Source organism: Candidatus Palauibacter sp. (assembly GCF_965208055.1).
In the GTDB taxonomy this organism is placed as follows: domain Bacteria; phylum Gemmatimonadota; class Gemmatimonadetes; order Palauibacterales; family Palauibacteraceae; genus Palauibacter.
In genome coordinates, this window is sequence record NZ_CBDBNY010000004.1 from 1,487,633 (window position 1) to 1,501,994 (window position 14,362).

12 protein-coding genes are annotated in these 14,362 nt (G+C 69.4%); 7 read left to right on the forward strand and 5 right to left on the reverse strand.

Annotation, left to right across the window (positions count from 1 at the left end):
- Positions 1–8: 8 nt before the first annotated feature.
- From ACOGXI_RS06805 to ACOGXI_RS06815, 3 genes are read right to left on the reverse strand one after another with little or no spacing between them, the layout of a single operon-like run.
- On the reverse strand, positions 9–1,205 hold the full coding sequence (locus tag ACOGXI_RS06805) for a M20 family metallopeptidase (RefSeq protein WP_419938116.1): 1,197 nt from the start codon (positions 1,203–1,205) through the stop codon (positions 9–11).
- A complete protein-coding gene (locus ACOGXI_RS06810; protein WP_419938117.1) occupies positions 1,202–2,050 on the reverse strand; it encodes a zinc ribbon domain-containing protein in 849 nt (282 codons plus the stop codon). Before ACOGXI_RS06810 ends, ACOGXI_RS06805 begins: the two co-directional genes overlap by 4 nt.
- On the reverse strand, positions 2,047–3,384 hold the full coding sequence (locus ACOGXI_RS06815; protein ID WP_419938118.1) for a M20/M25/M40 family metallo-hydrolase: 1,338 nt from the start codon (positions 3,382–3,384) through the stop codon (positions 2,047–2,049). The genes ACOGXI_RS06810 and ACOGXI_RS06815 overlap by 4 nt, the downstream gene beginning before the upstream one ends.
- 308 nt (positions 3,385–3,692) lie before the next feature.
- Here ACOGXI_RS06815 and ACOGXI_RS06820 point away from each other — a divergent pair, with 308 nt between their 5' ends.
- Genes ACOGXI_RS06820 through ACOGXI_RS06835 form a run of 4 tightly spaced genes read left to right on the forward strand, consistent with a single transcriptional unit; the run spans position 3,693 to position 7,406 of the window.
- Complete coding sequence (locus ACOGXI_RS06820; RefSeq protein ID WP_419938119.1) at positions 3,693–4,130, forward strand: cytochrome c maturation protein CcmE; 438 nt, start codon at positions 3,693–3,695, stop codon at positions 4,128–4,130.
- A gap of 53 nt (positions 4,131–4,183) precedes the next feature.
- Complete coding sequence (locus ACOGXI_RS06825; RefSeq protein ID WP_419938120.1) at positions 4,184–6,250, forward strand: heme lyase CcmF/NrfE family subunit; 2,067 nt, start codon at positions 4,184–4,186, stop codon at positions 6,248–6,250.
- Between the two features lie 29 nt (positions 6,251–6,279).
- On the forward strand, positions 6,280–6,834 hold the full coding sequence (locus ACOGXI_RS06830; protein ID WP_419938121.1) for a redoxin family protein: 555 nt from the start codon (positions 6,280–6,282) through the stop codon (positions 6,832–6,834).
- A complete protein-coding gene (locus ACOGXI_RS06835) occupies positions 6,834–7,406 on the forward strand; it encodes a cytochrome c-type biogenesis protein (RefSeq protein WP_419938122.1) in 573 nt (190 codons plus the stop codon). Before ACOGXI_RS06830 ends, ACOGXI_RS06835 begins: the two co-directional genes overlap by 1 nt.
- Positions 7,407–7,461: 55 nt before the next feature.
- On the opposite strand, the gene acnA is transcribed toward ACOGXI_RS06835, so the two are convergent.
- A complete protein-coding gene (gene acnA, locus ACOGXI_RS06840; protein ID WP_419938123.1) occupies positions 7,462–10,245 on the reverse strand; it encodes an aconitate hydratase AcnA in 2,784 nt (927 codons plus the stop codon).
- Between the two features lie 211 nt (positions 10,246–10,456).
- On the opposite strand from acnA, the gene ACOGXI_RS06845 reads away from it, so the two are divergent.
- From ACOGXI_RS06845 to ACOGXI_RS06855, 3 genes are read left to right on the forward strand one after another with little or no spacing between them, the layout of a single operon-like run.
- Positions 10,457–11,896, forward strand: a complete 1,440-nt coding sequence (locus ACOGXI_RS06845; RefSeq protein ID WP_419938124.1) for an ABC transporter substrate-binding protein — start codon at positions 10,457–10,459, stop codon at positions 11,894–11,896.
- Entirely contained in the window at positions 11,893–12,633 is a 741-nt protein-coding gene (locus ACOGXI_RS06850) for a hypothetical protein (RefSeq protein WP_419938125.1), read from the forward strand. The genes ACOGXI_RS06845 and ACOGXI_RS06850 overlap by 4 nt, the downstream gene beginning before the upstream one ends.
- A gap of 1 nt (position 12,634) precedes the next feature.
- Positions 12,635–13,933: an OFA family MFS transporter gene (locus ACOGXI_RS06855; RefSeq protein ID WP_419938126.1), complete on the forward strand. Its 1,299-nt coding sequence runs from the start codon at positions 12,635–12,637 to the stop codon at positions 13,931–13,933.
- 7 nt (positions 13,934–13,940) lie between these two features.
- Here the strand turns inward: ACOGXI_RS06855 and ACOGXI_RS06860 are convergent, their stop codons facing one another.
- Complete coding sequence (locus ACOGXI_RS06860; RefSeq protein ID WP_419938127.1) at positions 13,941–14,357, reverse strand: HEPN domain-containing protein; 417 nt, start codon at positions 14,355–14,357, stop codon at positions 13,941–13,943.
- Positions 14,358–14,362: the final 5 nt, after the last annotated feature.

The window sequence follows — 14,362 nt, forward strand, 5'->3', positions numbered from 1 at the left end:
GGCTGGCGCTACGGCGCCGCGATCAGCCCCGCCAACAACGCGACGCGCTCCACGGCCCGGTCGATCCACACGAACTCGTGCCGGGCGTGGGCGCCGTCGCCCACCGCCCCCAACCCGTCGAGCGTCGCCGTGTACTGGCTCGTCAAGTTACCGTCCGAGCCGCCGCCCGCCGATCCCTCCCGGAGTTCAAGGCCGATCTCGTCCGCCACCCGGAGCGCCCGTTCCCAGAGCACGACGTTGCGGGGCGTGCGCTCCAGGGGTCCGCGGCGGGCAACCTCCGTGACCGCGATCCGCGTCCCCGGCACCGTGGGCTTCAGTCCGACCATCCCCTCGCGGATCCGCTCGGCCTCCGCCGCCGTCCACACGCGCACGTCCACCTCGCAGTTCGCGCTCGCCGCGACGACGTTGGGGCGAGAGCCGCCCTCAATGAGCCCTACGTTCATCGTCGTCCCGGTCCCGGGATCCGCCAGGCGGTCGATCCCCCGGATCGTGTGGGCGAGTTCTAGGATCGCCGACGCGCCTTCTTCCGGGGCGAGTCCCGCGTGCGAACTCCGCCCCGCGACCTCGACGTGGTACTGGCCGATCCCCTTGCGCCGCGTCTTGAGCCGGCCGCCGGGGCCCAGCGCGGGTTCGAGGACGAAGGCCCTGGACGCGCCACGCGCCAGATCGCGGATCAGCGGCTCGGATTCGGGGCTCCCGATCTCTTCGTCCGAGTTGATGAAGAAGACGGGTGCGACGCCCGCGTCCAGCCCGAGGTCCCGGAGCGCCCGCAGCGCGAACACGCCGATCGCGAGTCCGGTCTTCATGTCGAAGGCGCCGGGACCCGAGAGGCGCCCGTCGGCCACCCGCACCGGCATCTCACGCAGCGTGCCGACGGGCCACACCGTGTCCATGTGTCCCACGAGAAGTTGTGCCCCGCCCGCCGCCGGCCCGTCCGTCGCGGCCCGTCCGTCCGCCGCTCCGGGGCTCCGCGCGAGCAGGTGGCCCCCGCTCGCACGCCCCGGGATGTGCTCGACATCCAGACCGACATCGCTCAGGGTTTCCGTGAGGATCGCGCGGATGCCGCTCTGGGTCTCCGGTTCGGTGGAAGGGGATTCCTCGCGCACGAGTTGGGAGATGAAGTCGACGAACTCGTCGCGCAGTTCTGTCATGCGGCCGCCCACGGCCTGCGCCGGCGTGCGCCCGTTCGCGCCGGGGCCGGTCATGCGCCGCGCTCCCCGTCGCCTTCTCTCGCTCCGCCGTCCGCCTGCAGCACTCCCTCGATCAGCGTCCGGTGGGCCTGGTATTCGGGGACATCGGGAATGCCCCCGGCCTCCTCCACCCGCGTCCGGAGGCGGACTCTGAACGCCTCCGCCGCTTCCGCGTCCCCCTCGAAGTCGGCCGCGCGCGCCGCGAGCAGGAGCCCGAGCAGGTGCTCCGGATGCGCGGCGAGGATCTCATCCGCCATGTCCCGGGCACGGCCGGACTCTCCCATGAGGAGACGCAGGAGGCCGACGTGGAACCGCGCATCCGCGTCGGTCTCTTCCGGAGGGACGGCGTCGTACGCCTGCAGCGCCATGTCGATGAAAAAAGCGGCGCGCTCGAAGTCGCCGCCCTCGTGTTCGCGCATCACGCGCTCGAAGAGCCGGTCCGCGACCCCGCGCGGGCCCATGGCGGCGAGTTCCTCCATGCTCGGCATGCCGGCTGCCCCGGCCCCGCCCTCCGCCGCCGGGGCCGCCGCCGGGCCACCCGCCGTCTCGCCCGGGAGACCGCCCGTCATCGTCATGTCTCCGATTCGCGTCACGCTTCCCCGCTGGACGAGCACCGCGATCATCACCGAGAAGGCCACGAGCCCGAGGCCGGAGAGGACCCACGGGAGCAGCGCCGAGCGAGGCTTCCGCGCCGGAGCGCCCACGGGCGTGCCGCACGCGGCGCAGTAGAGGGCGTCCGTCCGGAGCGGCGCCTGGCAGGCCGGACATCCCGCCCGCCGGGCGAGCGGGGCCCCGCATTGCGCGCAGAAGTTGCCCGACGCGGGGCTCGCGCAGCGCGGGCACGCCGCGGGACGGCTCATTGGGGCCGGTCGGCCCGGTCGCCGAGCCGCACGGTCGCCTCGTGCTCTTCCCCGTCCCGCAGATAGCGGAGCACGATCTCGTCTCCCGGTCTGTGGGCCGCGAGCGCGTCCGTGAACGCCTGCAGGTCGCCGACCTCGTAATCCCCGAGGCCGATGAGGACATCCCCCCGCGCGAGCCCGCCGCCCGCCGCGGGCGACCCCTCCGTGACCCCGGCGAGGAGCACGCCGAAGTCGACCGGCGTGAAGTCGGGCACGGTCCCGAGCCAGGCCCCGTAGCCTCCGGCGCGCTGCTCGCGCTCGCCCACGCCGGGGATGACGGCCAGCCGCTCTCGCCGTTCCGCCAGCGCCCGCGCGACGTTCTCCGTGAGGCGGGCCACACGTCCCAGACCGGCGGCATCGATCTTCTCCGCGTCATCAGTGTGCCGGTGATAATCCGAGTGGACGTTCGTGAAGAAGTGGAGGACGGGGATATCGTTCGCATAGAACGAGGTGTGGTCGCTGGGTCCGAACCCGGCCTCCTCCCACGCGAGCGGAATCCCGATGTCCGCGTTCGCCGTCGGGACGATCTCCTCCCACTCGGGCGCCGTCCCCATCCCGTACACGATCATCTCGCCGTCCTCGAGCCGCCCCACCATGTCGAGGTTGACCATGGCCACGGTCTCTTCCAGAGGAATCGTCGGATGGTTCGCGTACCAGGCCGAGCCGATCAGGCCCAGTTCCTCTCCCGTGAAAGCGATGAAGACGATCGAGCGCGCCGGACGCGGTCCCCCCCGGAGGGCACGAGCCGCCGCGAGGACGGCCGCCACCCCCGACGCGTTGTCGTCCGCCCCGTTGTGGATCTCGCCCGCCTCGCCGGTACTCCCGAACTCGCCCAACCCGAGGTGGTCGTAGTGCGCGCCCACCACGACGGCGCTCTCGCGCAGCTCGGGATCACTACCTCGGAGAATCGCGACGACGTTGCGCCCCCGGCCCGGCGGCGCGTGCGGCTGCGCCGCGCTCGCGAGCGGAAGCTCCTGGAAGAACCCGTCCTCCCCGCCCGGCTCGAGCCCGAGCGAGGCGAACATCGCCGCGATGTACTCGCCCGCGCACCGCTCCCCCGCGCTCCCGGAGAGCCGGCCCCCGAGCGCATCGTCGGCCAGATATCGCACCGTCTCCATCGGCGTCCCGAGCCGCGCGCCGTACACCGGGCAGGCCGTTTCGTCCTGTTCTCCGGCCTGGCCCTGAAGCCCGTCCGGGCTGGTGAGCGAGGCAAACACCAATCCGGGAATCAGCCACCGTCCATGGTGCGGCCGAGCTGACCTCCGCCCTCCCCTCAATTCTCCTGGTTCTCTCATGTCTGTCTCGACTCTGTCTCGACAAACCCAATTGCCTGAGGACGGCCCGGACGGTACCGGATCTTAAGATCCTTACTGCCCCAATCGGGAATCACTGTCTGACGTCAACTCTCTACCCGCCTCGGCATGCCTTCCGGCTGCGGCTCCAGGACGAGTGTAACGCGGATCACGAGGCGAGCTTCTCCTTCTTCGAGGCGAGTACGGCTCTACCCCGCGAGGTTCGCGCCTCGGCGGGCCTGTGGCAAGCGCGGCGCGGAAGGTGCATCTTGCGGGCATTCCGCACGATGGTCTTGGAAGGCGAGGAAACGTTGAGACGCAAACTCTGGATGTTGGCAGGGCTCGGGGCGATCGCGGGGGCGATGACGGTACTCGCCGCGGGCGGGCTGAACGAGAACATGGTGTTCTTTCTCACGCCTGCCGAGCTCGAGGCGCGCGCGGTCGAGATCGTGGACCAGCCGATCCGGCTCGGGGGCCAGGTCAAGCCGGGGAGCGTGGACTGGAATCCGGAGGCCTCCGAACTGCGCTTCGTCATCAGCGAAGGGGGCATCGAGATCTCCGTCGAGAGCACCGGCGCGCCTCCCTCCATGTTCCAGCCGGGGATGGGCGTCGTCGTCGAGGGAGCCTACGGGGAGGACCATGTCTTCCGCGCCACGAACCTGATGGTGAAGCACTCGAACGAGTACGCCCCCCCGGAGCACGCCGGCGACGCGGGCCAGGTCTACAAGTCCCTCCTCGAAGACTCCTGAGGACCTGGTGGAGACCCCGGTGAAGACCCGGTGAAGCTGCACGGGGTCGCCGCATGCTGAGCACGCTCGGCTACGCGTCCGTCATCGCGGCGTTGCTGGCCGCCGTGCTGGCCACCGTGGCCGGCGGCTGGGCCGGCCTCTCCCGCTCGGGCGGCGAGGTATCCAGCTCCCTGGCCCGCCGCGCGGCCTACTTCGCCTTCTTCGCGATGTCGGGCGGCATGCTCGTCATGGAGATCGCCCTCCTCACGCACGACTTCAGCGTCGAGTACGTGGCGCGAGTGGGGAGCCGCGAGACGCCGACGTACTACACGGCGATCTCGCTCTGGAGCAGCCTCGAGGGGTCGATCCTCTTCTGGGGCTGGATCCTCGCCGGCTACGGTGCGCTCTTCGCCTTCACGCGCCGCCGCGAGTTCGGGGCGCTGCGGGCGGCGGGTGAGCCGCTGACCGCGGTTGGCGGCGGACTCGCGCACGGTCTCCGGACAACCCCCCTCGTCCTCGGCGTCATCGGCGTCGTCCAGCTTTTCTTCTTCGGACTCCTGGCGGGGGCGGCGAACCCGTTCGGCATCGTGGACCCGGCGCCGGCCAACGGCCCCGGACCCAATCCCCTCCTCCAGAATCACCCGCTCATGGGCCTGCACCCGCCCATGCTCTACTTCGGATTCGTGGGGATGACGGTTCCCTTCGCGTTCGCGGTCGCGGCGCTGCTGCGGGGCAACGTCGAGGCGCGCTGGCTCCGGGACGCCCGCCGCTGGATGGTGGCGGCGTGGGCCTTCCTCACCATGGGGATCATCGGCGGCGGCTGGTGGTCGTACGAGGTTCTGGGCTGGGGCGGCGCCTGGGCGTGGGATCCGGTGGAGAACGCGTCCTTCCTCCCCTGGCTCACGGCCACCGCCTTTCTGCACTCCGCGATGGTCCAGGAGAGGCGGGGGATGCTGAAGACGTGGAACCTCACGCTGATGATCTCGACCTTCCTCCTCACCCTGTTCGGGACGTTCCTCACGCGGTCGGGCGTCATCGACTCCGTGCACGCCTTCACCGAGGGCGTCATCGGGCCCGTGTTCCTCGCCTTCATCGCGGTGGTGGCGATCGCCTCGCTGGCGCTCATCGGGTGGCGGAGCAACCGTCTCCGGGCGCCCGGGCAGGTGGAGAGTCCCGCCTCGCGCGAATCCGCCTTCATCCTCAACAACCTCCTCCTCGTCGGGTTCACCTTCACCGTCCTTCTCGGCACGATGTGGCCGCTCGTCGTGGAGGCGCTGAGGGGGGACCGGATCAGCGTGGGGCCGCCGTACTTCGACCAGGTCGCGAGCCCGATCGGGCTCGCGCTCATCTTTCTGATGGGGGTCGGGCCGGCGCTTCCGTGGCGGCGCGCGGGGCGAGAGCAGTTGAAGCGGTCGTTCGCGTGGCCGGCCATCATCGGCGCCGCGGCCGGGCTCAGCGTCTTCGCGCTCGGCATGCGGAACTCCCTCCCCATCCTCACGATCGCCTTCGCCGCCTTCGTGCTCACGACGATCGCGGACGAGTTCCGGAAGGGGATCGCGGCGCGGAGGAGGATCGCGGAACGGTCGTTTCTCGGCGCCCTGCGGGATCTGTTCACGCGCACGGGACAGCGCTACGGCGGCTACGTCGTGCATGTGGGCGTGATCGTCATCGCGCTCGCGATCTCGGTATCGTGGACGTGGAAGACGGAACGCGAGATGACGCTCCGGCCCGGCGAACGCCTCGCGATCGAGGACTACGAGGTGGAACTCATCGATGTGTGGGGGCGGGAGGAACCGCACCGGTTCGTGATAGGGGCGACCTTCGCGGCCTACCGTGACGGACAGGGGATCGGCGAAGAACGGCCCCGCATCAACTTCTACAAGGCCACGTCACAGAACATTGCCACACCGGCGGTGAAAAGTTCGCTCACGAGCGATCTCTACCTCACGCTGATGGCGGTGGACCCGGAGGGCGGAGACCACGCGACGGTGCGGGCGATCGTGAACCCGGGAATCGTCTGGCTCTGGATCGGGGGGATGATCATGGGCGTGGGCGCCCTGATCGCGATCTGTCCCTGGGGGCGGAGCCGGATGCGCGCGGCGGGGGCCGAACTGCTCGCCGATCCGGCGGCCGCGGCATGAGAGCGGCATGAGAGCGGCATGAGGGCGGCATGAACGGCTGGTGGCGGTGGGCCCTGCCGCTGGCGGCGCTACCCGTCCTGGCGCTCCTCTACTGGGGGCTCGGACAGGACCAGCGGCGGCTTCCGTCCGCCCTCGAGGGGCGCGAGGCGCCCGCGTTCCGGCTCGCGAACCTCTACGAGCCGAGCGATTCGGTGAGCCTGAGCGACTTCGAGGGGAAGGTCGTCGTACTCAACTACTGGGCCTCGTGGTGCATCCCGTGCATCAGCGAACATCCGGTGCTCGTGCGGCTGCGCGAGACGTACGATCCGGAGGAGGTGGCGCTCATCGGCGTCCTCTTCCAGGACGCGCCGGAGAACGGGATGCGCTTCATCGAGGAACTGGGCGGGGAGTGGCCGCTCGTCACGGATCCGGGGAGTCGGACCGCGATCGAATACGGCGTGTACGGGGTGCCCGAAACGTACTTCATCGGCGCCGACGGCGTGATCGCGCTGCGGCACGACCTCGCCGTCACGTGGGATCTCGTGGAGCGGAACGTGGACTCGCTGCTGGTCGCGCGGGCCGCGGCCGCTCCGCCGGGAAGCTGATGCGTCCCGCGCGGCGATCGGCGGCCCCGGGGTCGTGGCGGCGCGGCGCGTTTGCCGCGGCCGTGCTCGCCGCGGCCGGGATCGCGCTCCCGGCGGCCCCCGCCGCCGCCCAGACCGTCGACGGGGCCCTCGCCGGCATCGAAAGGCCGGCCGCCCCCGGCGACCCGGTCCGCACCGCGGAAATCGACCAGCGGACGGCGGAGATCGGCGCCACTCTGCGCTGCCCTATCTGCCGCCAGCAGTCCGTCGCGGAGTCCTCGGCCCGCATTGCGCGCGAGATGCAGAGCGTGATCCGCACCATGCTGACGGAGGGCCGCACCGCGGAGGAGATCGAAGCCTACTTCGTCGAGGCCTACGGCCCCTGGATCCTCCTCAAGCCCCGGGCCGAGGGCATGAACCTCTTCGTCTACATCGGCCCGGCGCTGGCCTTCCTTCTCGGCGGGTTTCTCGTGGCGCGCCGTATCCGACGGGGCCGGAGTCGCGACGCCGCGGAGGGCGTCGAGCCGAGTACGCCCGACCACCTGCGGAAGGCGGACCGCAGGTGGATCGAGGCCGCGATCAAGGGGTCCTGAGCGCCGGGAGACGTTCCCGCGGGAACGTCTCGGCGCGACTCCGGAGTCCGCCGGCTCAGGCTTTCAGTTGCTGGCGCAGGACCGTCTGGAGGATGCCTCCGTTGCGGTAGTAGTCCACCTCGACCTCCGTATCCAGCCGCGCGATGGCCTCGAAACGCTTCTCCGGCCCGTCGTCCGGGACCGCCGTCACCCGGATCGGATCCTTCGGCCGCAGCCCGTCCGCGATCCCCCCGATCGTGAAGGTCTCGCTGCCCGTGAGCCCCAGCGTCGCGGCCGTCTCCCCGTCGCGGAACTGGAGGGGCAGGATCCCCATCCCGATGAGGTTCGAACGGTGGATGCGTTCGTAGCTCACGGCGATGACCGCCTTCACACCCTGCAGGAAGGGGCCCTTGGCCGCCCAGTCCCGGCTCGAACCCGAGCCGTAGAGCGCGCCTCCGATGACGATGGTGGGCGTCCCCTCCTCCTGATAGCGCGTGGCCGCGTCGAAGATCGTCATCCGCTCGCCGCTGGGGACGTGGCGGGTGAAGCCCCCTTCCACGCCCGGCACCATCTGGTTCCTGAGCCGGATGTTGGCGAACGTCCCCCGCATCATCACCTCGTGGTTCCCGCGGCGGGCGCCGTACGAGTTGAAGTCGCGGAGGGCCACGCCGTGTGCCCTGAGGTAGTCCGCGGCGGGCGAGGTCGGCGCGATCCCGCCGGCCGGAGAGATGTGGTCGGTCGTCACGGCGTCACCGAGGAGCGCTAGACAGCGGGCGCCCGCGATGTCCGCGGGGGCCGCGGCTTCCTTCGACATCCCGGCGAAGAAGGTCGGCTGCCGCACGTAGGTCGAGGCCTCATCCCACGCGAAGCGGTTGCCCATGGGGATCTCCAGCGCGTTCCAGCGCTCGTCCCCCGCGTACACTTCCGCGTACTTGGCGCGGAACATCTCCGTCTTCACGGAGGTGCGGACGGCTTCGTTGATCTCGTCCCGGCCGGGCCAGATGTCGCGCAGGAAGACCTCCTCGCCCCAGTCGTTCGTCCCCAGCGGCTCGGTGTACAGGTCGATGTCCATCCGGCCCGCGAGCGCGTAGGCGACGACGAGGGGAGGGGAGGCGAGGTAGTTGGCGCGCGAATCGGGGCTGATGCGGCCCTCGAAGTTCCGGTTCCCGGAGAGGACGGAGCAGGCGACGAGGTCGTTCTCGCGGATCGCGCTCGAGATCTCGGCCGGGAGCGGTCCGCTGTTGCCGATGCAGGTCGTGCAGCCGTAGCCCACCACGTGGAAGCCGAGTTGCTCGAAGTACGGCATGAGGCCGGCTTCGTTGAGGTATTCCGTCACGACCATCGAGCCGGGGGCGAGGCTCGTCTTCACCCATGGACGCTGCTTGAGACCCGCCTCGACGGCCTTCCTCGCCAAGAGGCCCGCTCCGACCATCACCGAGGGATTCGAGGTGTTCGTGCAACTCGTGATCGCGGCGATGACCACGGATCCGTCGCGGAGGGAGAACTCGTGCGACTCTCCCTGTTCATCGGTCAGGCGCACGGCGACGCCGGCCGGAGCCTCGGCCACCGCCACGCCGCCGTCTCCCGCGCCGCCGGACCAGCCGGTCATCTGCGTGAGGCCGCCACCCCCCGTGCCCGGCCCTTTCAACGCGTCGAGCGCCTCCAGGAAGCGCGGCTTGCTCTCCGCCAGCGGCACGCGCTGCTGCGGCAGCTTCGGGCCCGCGATCGCCGGTGCGACGGTCGAAAGGTCCAGTTCCACGTGGTCGCTGTACTCCGCCTCGGGGGTCTCCTCATCGTGGAAGAGACCCTGCGCCCGGGCGTACCCCTCCACGAGCGCCACCTGCTCGTCGGAACGGCCCGTGAAGCGGAGGTAGGCGAGCGTCTCCTCGTCGATGGGGAACATCGCGCACGTAGAGCCGAACTCGGGCGACATGTTGCCGAGCGTCGCCCGGTCGGCGAGCGAGAGGCCGGCCAGACCCGGTCCATGGAACTCGACGAACTTGCCGACAACGCCCGTCCCCCGGAGGACTTCGGTCACGCGGAGCACGAGGTCCGTCGCCGTCGCGCCGTCGGGGAGCCGCCCGTGGAGCCGGAAACCGAGCACCCGCGGGACGAGCATGGAGAGCGCCTGCCCCAGCATCGCCGCCTCGGCCTCGATGCCGCCCACGCCCCACCCGAGGACGCCGAGACCGTTGATCATCGTGGTGTGGCTGTCCGTGCCGACGACGGTGTCGGGATAGGCCACGCGCTCGCCCCCCGTCGCGTCGTCGAACACGACCCGGGCGAGGTACTCGAGGTTCACCTGGTGCACGATGCCCGTGCCCGGGGGGACGACCTTGAAGTTGTCGAACGCCGTCTGCCCCCAGCGCAGGAAGGCGTAGCGCTCATGGTTCCTCTCGAACTCCCGCTCCGCGTTGATGAGGAACGACTGCGCGGTGCCGAACGAGTCCACCTGCACGGAGTGGTCGATGACGAGTTCGCACGGCATGAGCGGGTTGATCGCGGCGGGGTCGCCGCCCAGTTCCGCCATCGCGTCGCGCATCGCGGCCAGATCCACGACGGCGGGCACGCCGGTGAAGTCCTGCAGGAGTACGCGGGCGGGCCGGAAGGAGAGTTCCCGGCCGGGCGTCGTCTCAGCGTCCCAGTCCGCGATGGCGGCGATGTCGTCCGCCGTCACCGACTGTCCGTCCTCGTGTCGGACGAGGTTCTCCAGCACGACCTTGATCGAGAACGGAAGGCGCGACAGGTCGCTCCCGGTGGCGGAGGCGACGGCCCGCAGGTCGCGGATCGAGACGGGGCCGCCGGGAGCATCCAGCGAAGCGCGCGCGCCGAAGGAGTCGAGATCGGGGAGGTTGGACATGGTGGACCTCATCGAGACCGCGAAGGGTTGTTATTCTGTGGGCTTTCCCGTAGGGCAACGTATCGAATCCGAGGCCTCCGATCGACCGGAGAGCGGGGCTTCAGGTTGAACATGAATGTACTTGCGAATAAACTCTGATGCCGGTCGGTCGCCACACGACGGACTGGCCTTGGCGACGCGGATGGCCACCGACGTAGGCAAGGAGAGGGTATTGTCCGGAAGTCGAAAAGGGACGCAGCCTTCCGACGGACCGCCGGTCCTGGACCGCGATCCGCCCCGGGCGCTCCCACCGCCACCCGGCGGGCTCCTGACGCGCCGCTCGGCGATCCGCGCCGGGCTCGCCGGTCTGCTCGGCGCGCCCTTCGCGACATCGCTCGGCGCATCCGCCGCCTCCGCTGCCTCCTCTTCCCGGCCGCTCGCTCCCGGCCTGCGCTGGAGCGGAAGGAGCCAGGCGCAGCCGGACGACGAGATCCTCCTCGGCGTGTCCGCGGCCTTTTCCGGGCCCTCGCGGGGACTGGGCACCGAGCTGTATCGCGGGGCGATGTCCTGTTTCGGGCAGGTCAACGAGCAGGGCGGCGTCAACGGCCGGCGGATTACTCCCAAGCTCTACGATGACGGCTACCAGCCCGATCCGTGCGTGGAGAACACGCTCAAGCTGATGCTGGAGGACGAGGTCTTCCTGCTGTTCGGCTACGTCGGCACGCCGACCGTGACCCGCGTCCTGCCGCTTCTGAAGAAGTTCCAGGACCAGCAGATGTACATCTTCTTCCCCTTCACCGGCGCGCAGCCTCAGCGGGAGCCGCCGTACGGGGAGTTCGCGTTCAACCTGCGCGCTTCCTATGGCCAGGAGACGGCCGGTCTCGTCGACAACTTCGTGCGCATCGGGCGGCGGCGCATCGCCGTTTTCTACCAGGCCGACGCCTACGGGCGCAGCGGCTGGGCGGGCGTGAGGGCGGCGCTGGCACGGCACGGGGAGACGATTGCAGGTGAGGCCACCTACCGGCGAGGCACGCAGTTCACGAGCATCATGCGGCCGCAGGTCGAGATCCTGCAGGAGGCCGAGCCCGATGCGGTCATCTGCGTGGGGGCGTACGCCGCCTGCGCCGCCTTCGCCCGCGACGCGATGGATCTGGGTCTGCACGTGCCCATCGCGAACCTCTCCTTCGTGGGCAGCGAGAACCTGCTCTCCCTCCTCGTGGAGGCCAGCCGCGACGACCCGGCCCATTACACACCGTGGCTTGTGAATTCGCAGGTCGTGCCCAGTTACGAGGACACGACGATTCCGTCCGTGCCCGAGTACCGGGATCTGATGGACCGCTACGATCCACAGGTGCCGGAAGAGCTGGTGGTGGAACCGTACGACCCGTTCCCGTACAGCTTCACGAGCCTCGAGGGATACCTGGATGCGAAGCTGCTGACGGAAATCCTGCGTCGGATTGACGGCACACCGGAGCGCGGCAAGCTGAACGACGCGGTGTTCTCGGTGCGGAACTACGATCTGGGGATCGGCGAAATGGTCTCGTTCGGGCCCGATCGACGACAGGGTCTCCAGAGCGTCTATCACACTGTCGTGGAGGACGGCCGCTTCGTCACCCTCAACGACTGGGAAGCCAAGTTCGGCCTGAACGCGACAAGCGACGGGGCCTCGTGAGCCGGCCGGAAGCAAACGAGATCCGGATCAAGAAGCTCTTTCGGAGGACGCGCTTCGGCATTTTCGTCCTCTTCGGGGCGATCGTCTTCTCCACCTCCGCGCTCTCGATCCGCACGGTCTCCAGCCAGCTGTCGGAGGAGTACGAGAGCAACAGCGCGAACATCGCCAAGAACATCGCCGACTCCAGCGTCGACATCCTCCTCAACCGCAACCTCGCCACGCTGCAGTCGCTCATCGACCAGTTCGTCGAGATCCAGAGCATCCGGTACATCTACATCACGAGCGACACCGGCGAGATTCTGACGCATACGTTCGTGCCCGGCGTCCCCGAGGTGATCCGCGAGGGCGATCCGCACGCCACCGAGGCGATCGAACGCAGCCTGCCGGGAATGGGAGACTTCGTCGAGGTGGGCAGCCCGATCCTGGCCGGCCAGGCCGGCACGGTGCACGTGGGGATGGACCTCGATCTGGTGCGGCTGAAGATCCAGCGGGCCACGGGCCAGCAGATCTATCTCATCTGCATCATCCTCATCGTCGGAATCCTGGGCTCGATCTGGTTCGTGAGACTCGCCGCGACGCCGCTGGAAGACCTGCTGTCCTATGTGGTGACGCTGGCGAGCCGTGACGAAGCCGCGGCGACCGATGCGAAGGTGCTGGCGCGCGATGACGAGATCGGGGAGATGGCCCGCCTCATGCTGCACGCCGTGAAGGGCGAGACGGCGCCGGGAGCGGACTGAGGTGTCCTCATCCTCGGAGGGCTGGAAGGCGCCCCGAGTCGCGATCGCCTTCTTCTGCACCGTCCTGCAGGTCTGTTTCGGCACGGTGTACGCCTGGAGTTTCTTTCAGACGATTCTCGTCCGGCAGGCCGGCTGGACGTTCACCGAGGGATCGCTGGCCTTCTGCATCGCGATCTTCTCTCTCGGGACGGCCGCGGCCTGGGCGGGCCAGCTGCTGCCCAAGGTGGGGCCCCGGCGTCTCGCCCTCATCGGAAGCACCCTGTTCGCGGGTGGCTACGTCGTGGCAAGCTTCGCGTTGCGGCTGGATTCGATCCTGCTCTTCTACCTTGGCTACGGGTTCATCGGCGGGATGGGCATCGGACTGGGGTACGTGACACCCGTCACCACGGCCGCGAAGTGGTTCCCGGACCGGAAGGGACTCGTCACGGGCATCGTCGTGATGGGTTTCGGCATCGGCGCGCTTCTCCTGAGCAAGGGTCTCGCGCCCCTGCTCGTGCTGCAGACGGAGGGGGACCTTCCGCAGACCTTCCTGTGGTTGGGGATCGTCTTCGCCTGCATCCTGATCCCGAGCAGCCTGGTCATCGACGACCCGCCCGCCGCCCAGGTCGCGCCGTGGAAGCAGCCCGCACAGGTGGCCCCGTACCTGACATCCAGCCAGTTCGTCATCATCTGGATCGTCTTCTTCTTCAACATCGCCGCGGGCATCTCGGTCATCAGCTTCCAGTCCGAACTCCTCCAGGAGGTGTGGGGGCTGGCCGATCCGAGCGTCGAGCCGGCGGTGCTGGCGGAGTACGGCGCGACGCTCATCGCCGCGAGTTCCGTGTGCAACGGGCTGGGACGGATCCTGTGGGCCTGGCTCTCCGATCGTGTCGGGCGCGTGGCCGTGTTCCGGATGCTGCTCGCGAGCCAGATGGTCGTGTTCGGCGTCCTCATGACCGAATCCAACCCGTGGGTGTTCTCGGCGCTCGTGTGCTACGTGCTGCTCTGCTTCGGCGGCGGGTTCGCGACCATGCCGTCGTTCATCCTCGAGGTGTACGGCCCCAGGAACATGTCGAAGGTCTACGGTGCGACCCTCACGGCGTGGGCCGCGGCGGGGATCTGCGGCCCGCTGTATGTGGGGTACCTGAAGGACAGCTACCCCGACCGGGCGGTCATGTACTGCTTCCTGATCGGAATCCTCATGCTCGGCGCCGGCTACCTGTTCTCCTACCTGCTCGACGATGACCGCGTCCGCCTCGGCCGCCCGACGGTGAAGCAGACGCTGGAGCGTTACGGGATCCCCGTCCCCGACCGGTCCTGACCTGCCGCTACGCCGGTCCGAGTCGAGTCTGGAGATGCTTCCGGACGGTCTCGACGATGGCTGACGCCGCGGCGAGTGCTCGCTCAGCCTGCGGTTTGGCGAAGCCCGTCGCGGGTGTCCATGAGTCGAGGCCGTTCGGGTAGCGGGTGGGGACGTAGTAGAGGTCCAGGTCGCGGGCGTCGTCGAGCCGGGCGTCCAACTCGGCTACGCGCGGATCGAGTCGTTCTATCAGATTCCGGACGCTGTGTCCGAGTACGGCGCGCGCCCCGCCGGCATAGTGGACCGCCTTGACCGCCTTCTCGGCCGCCTGCTGAGCGGAGAAGCAAGCGTGCGCGTGGTACTCACCCTGCTCCGCGTAGGCCGCGAAGTCGAGATCCTCCACGGCCACAGCCAGCCACCGCCGTGCCTCGTCTTCGCCGGTCACGGAAC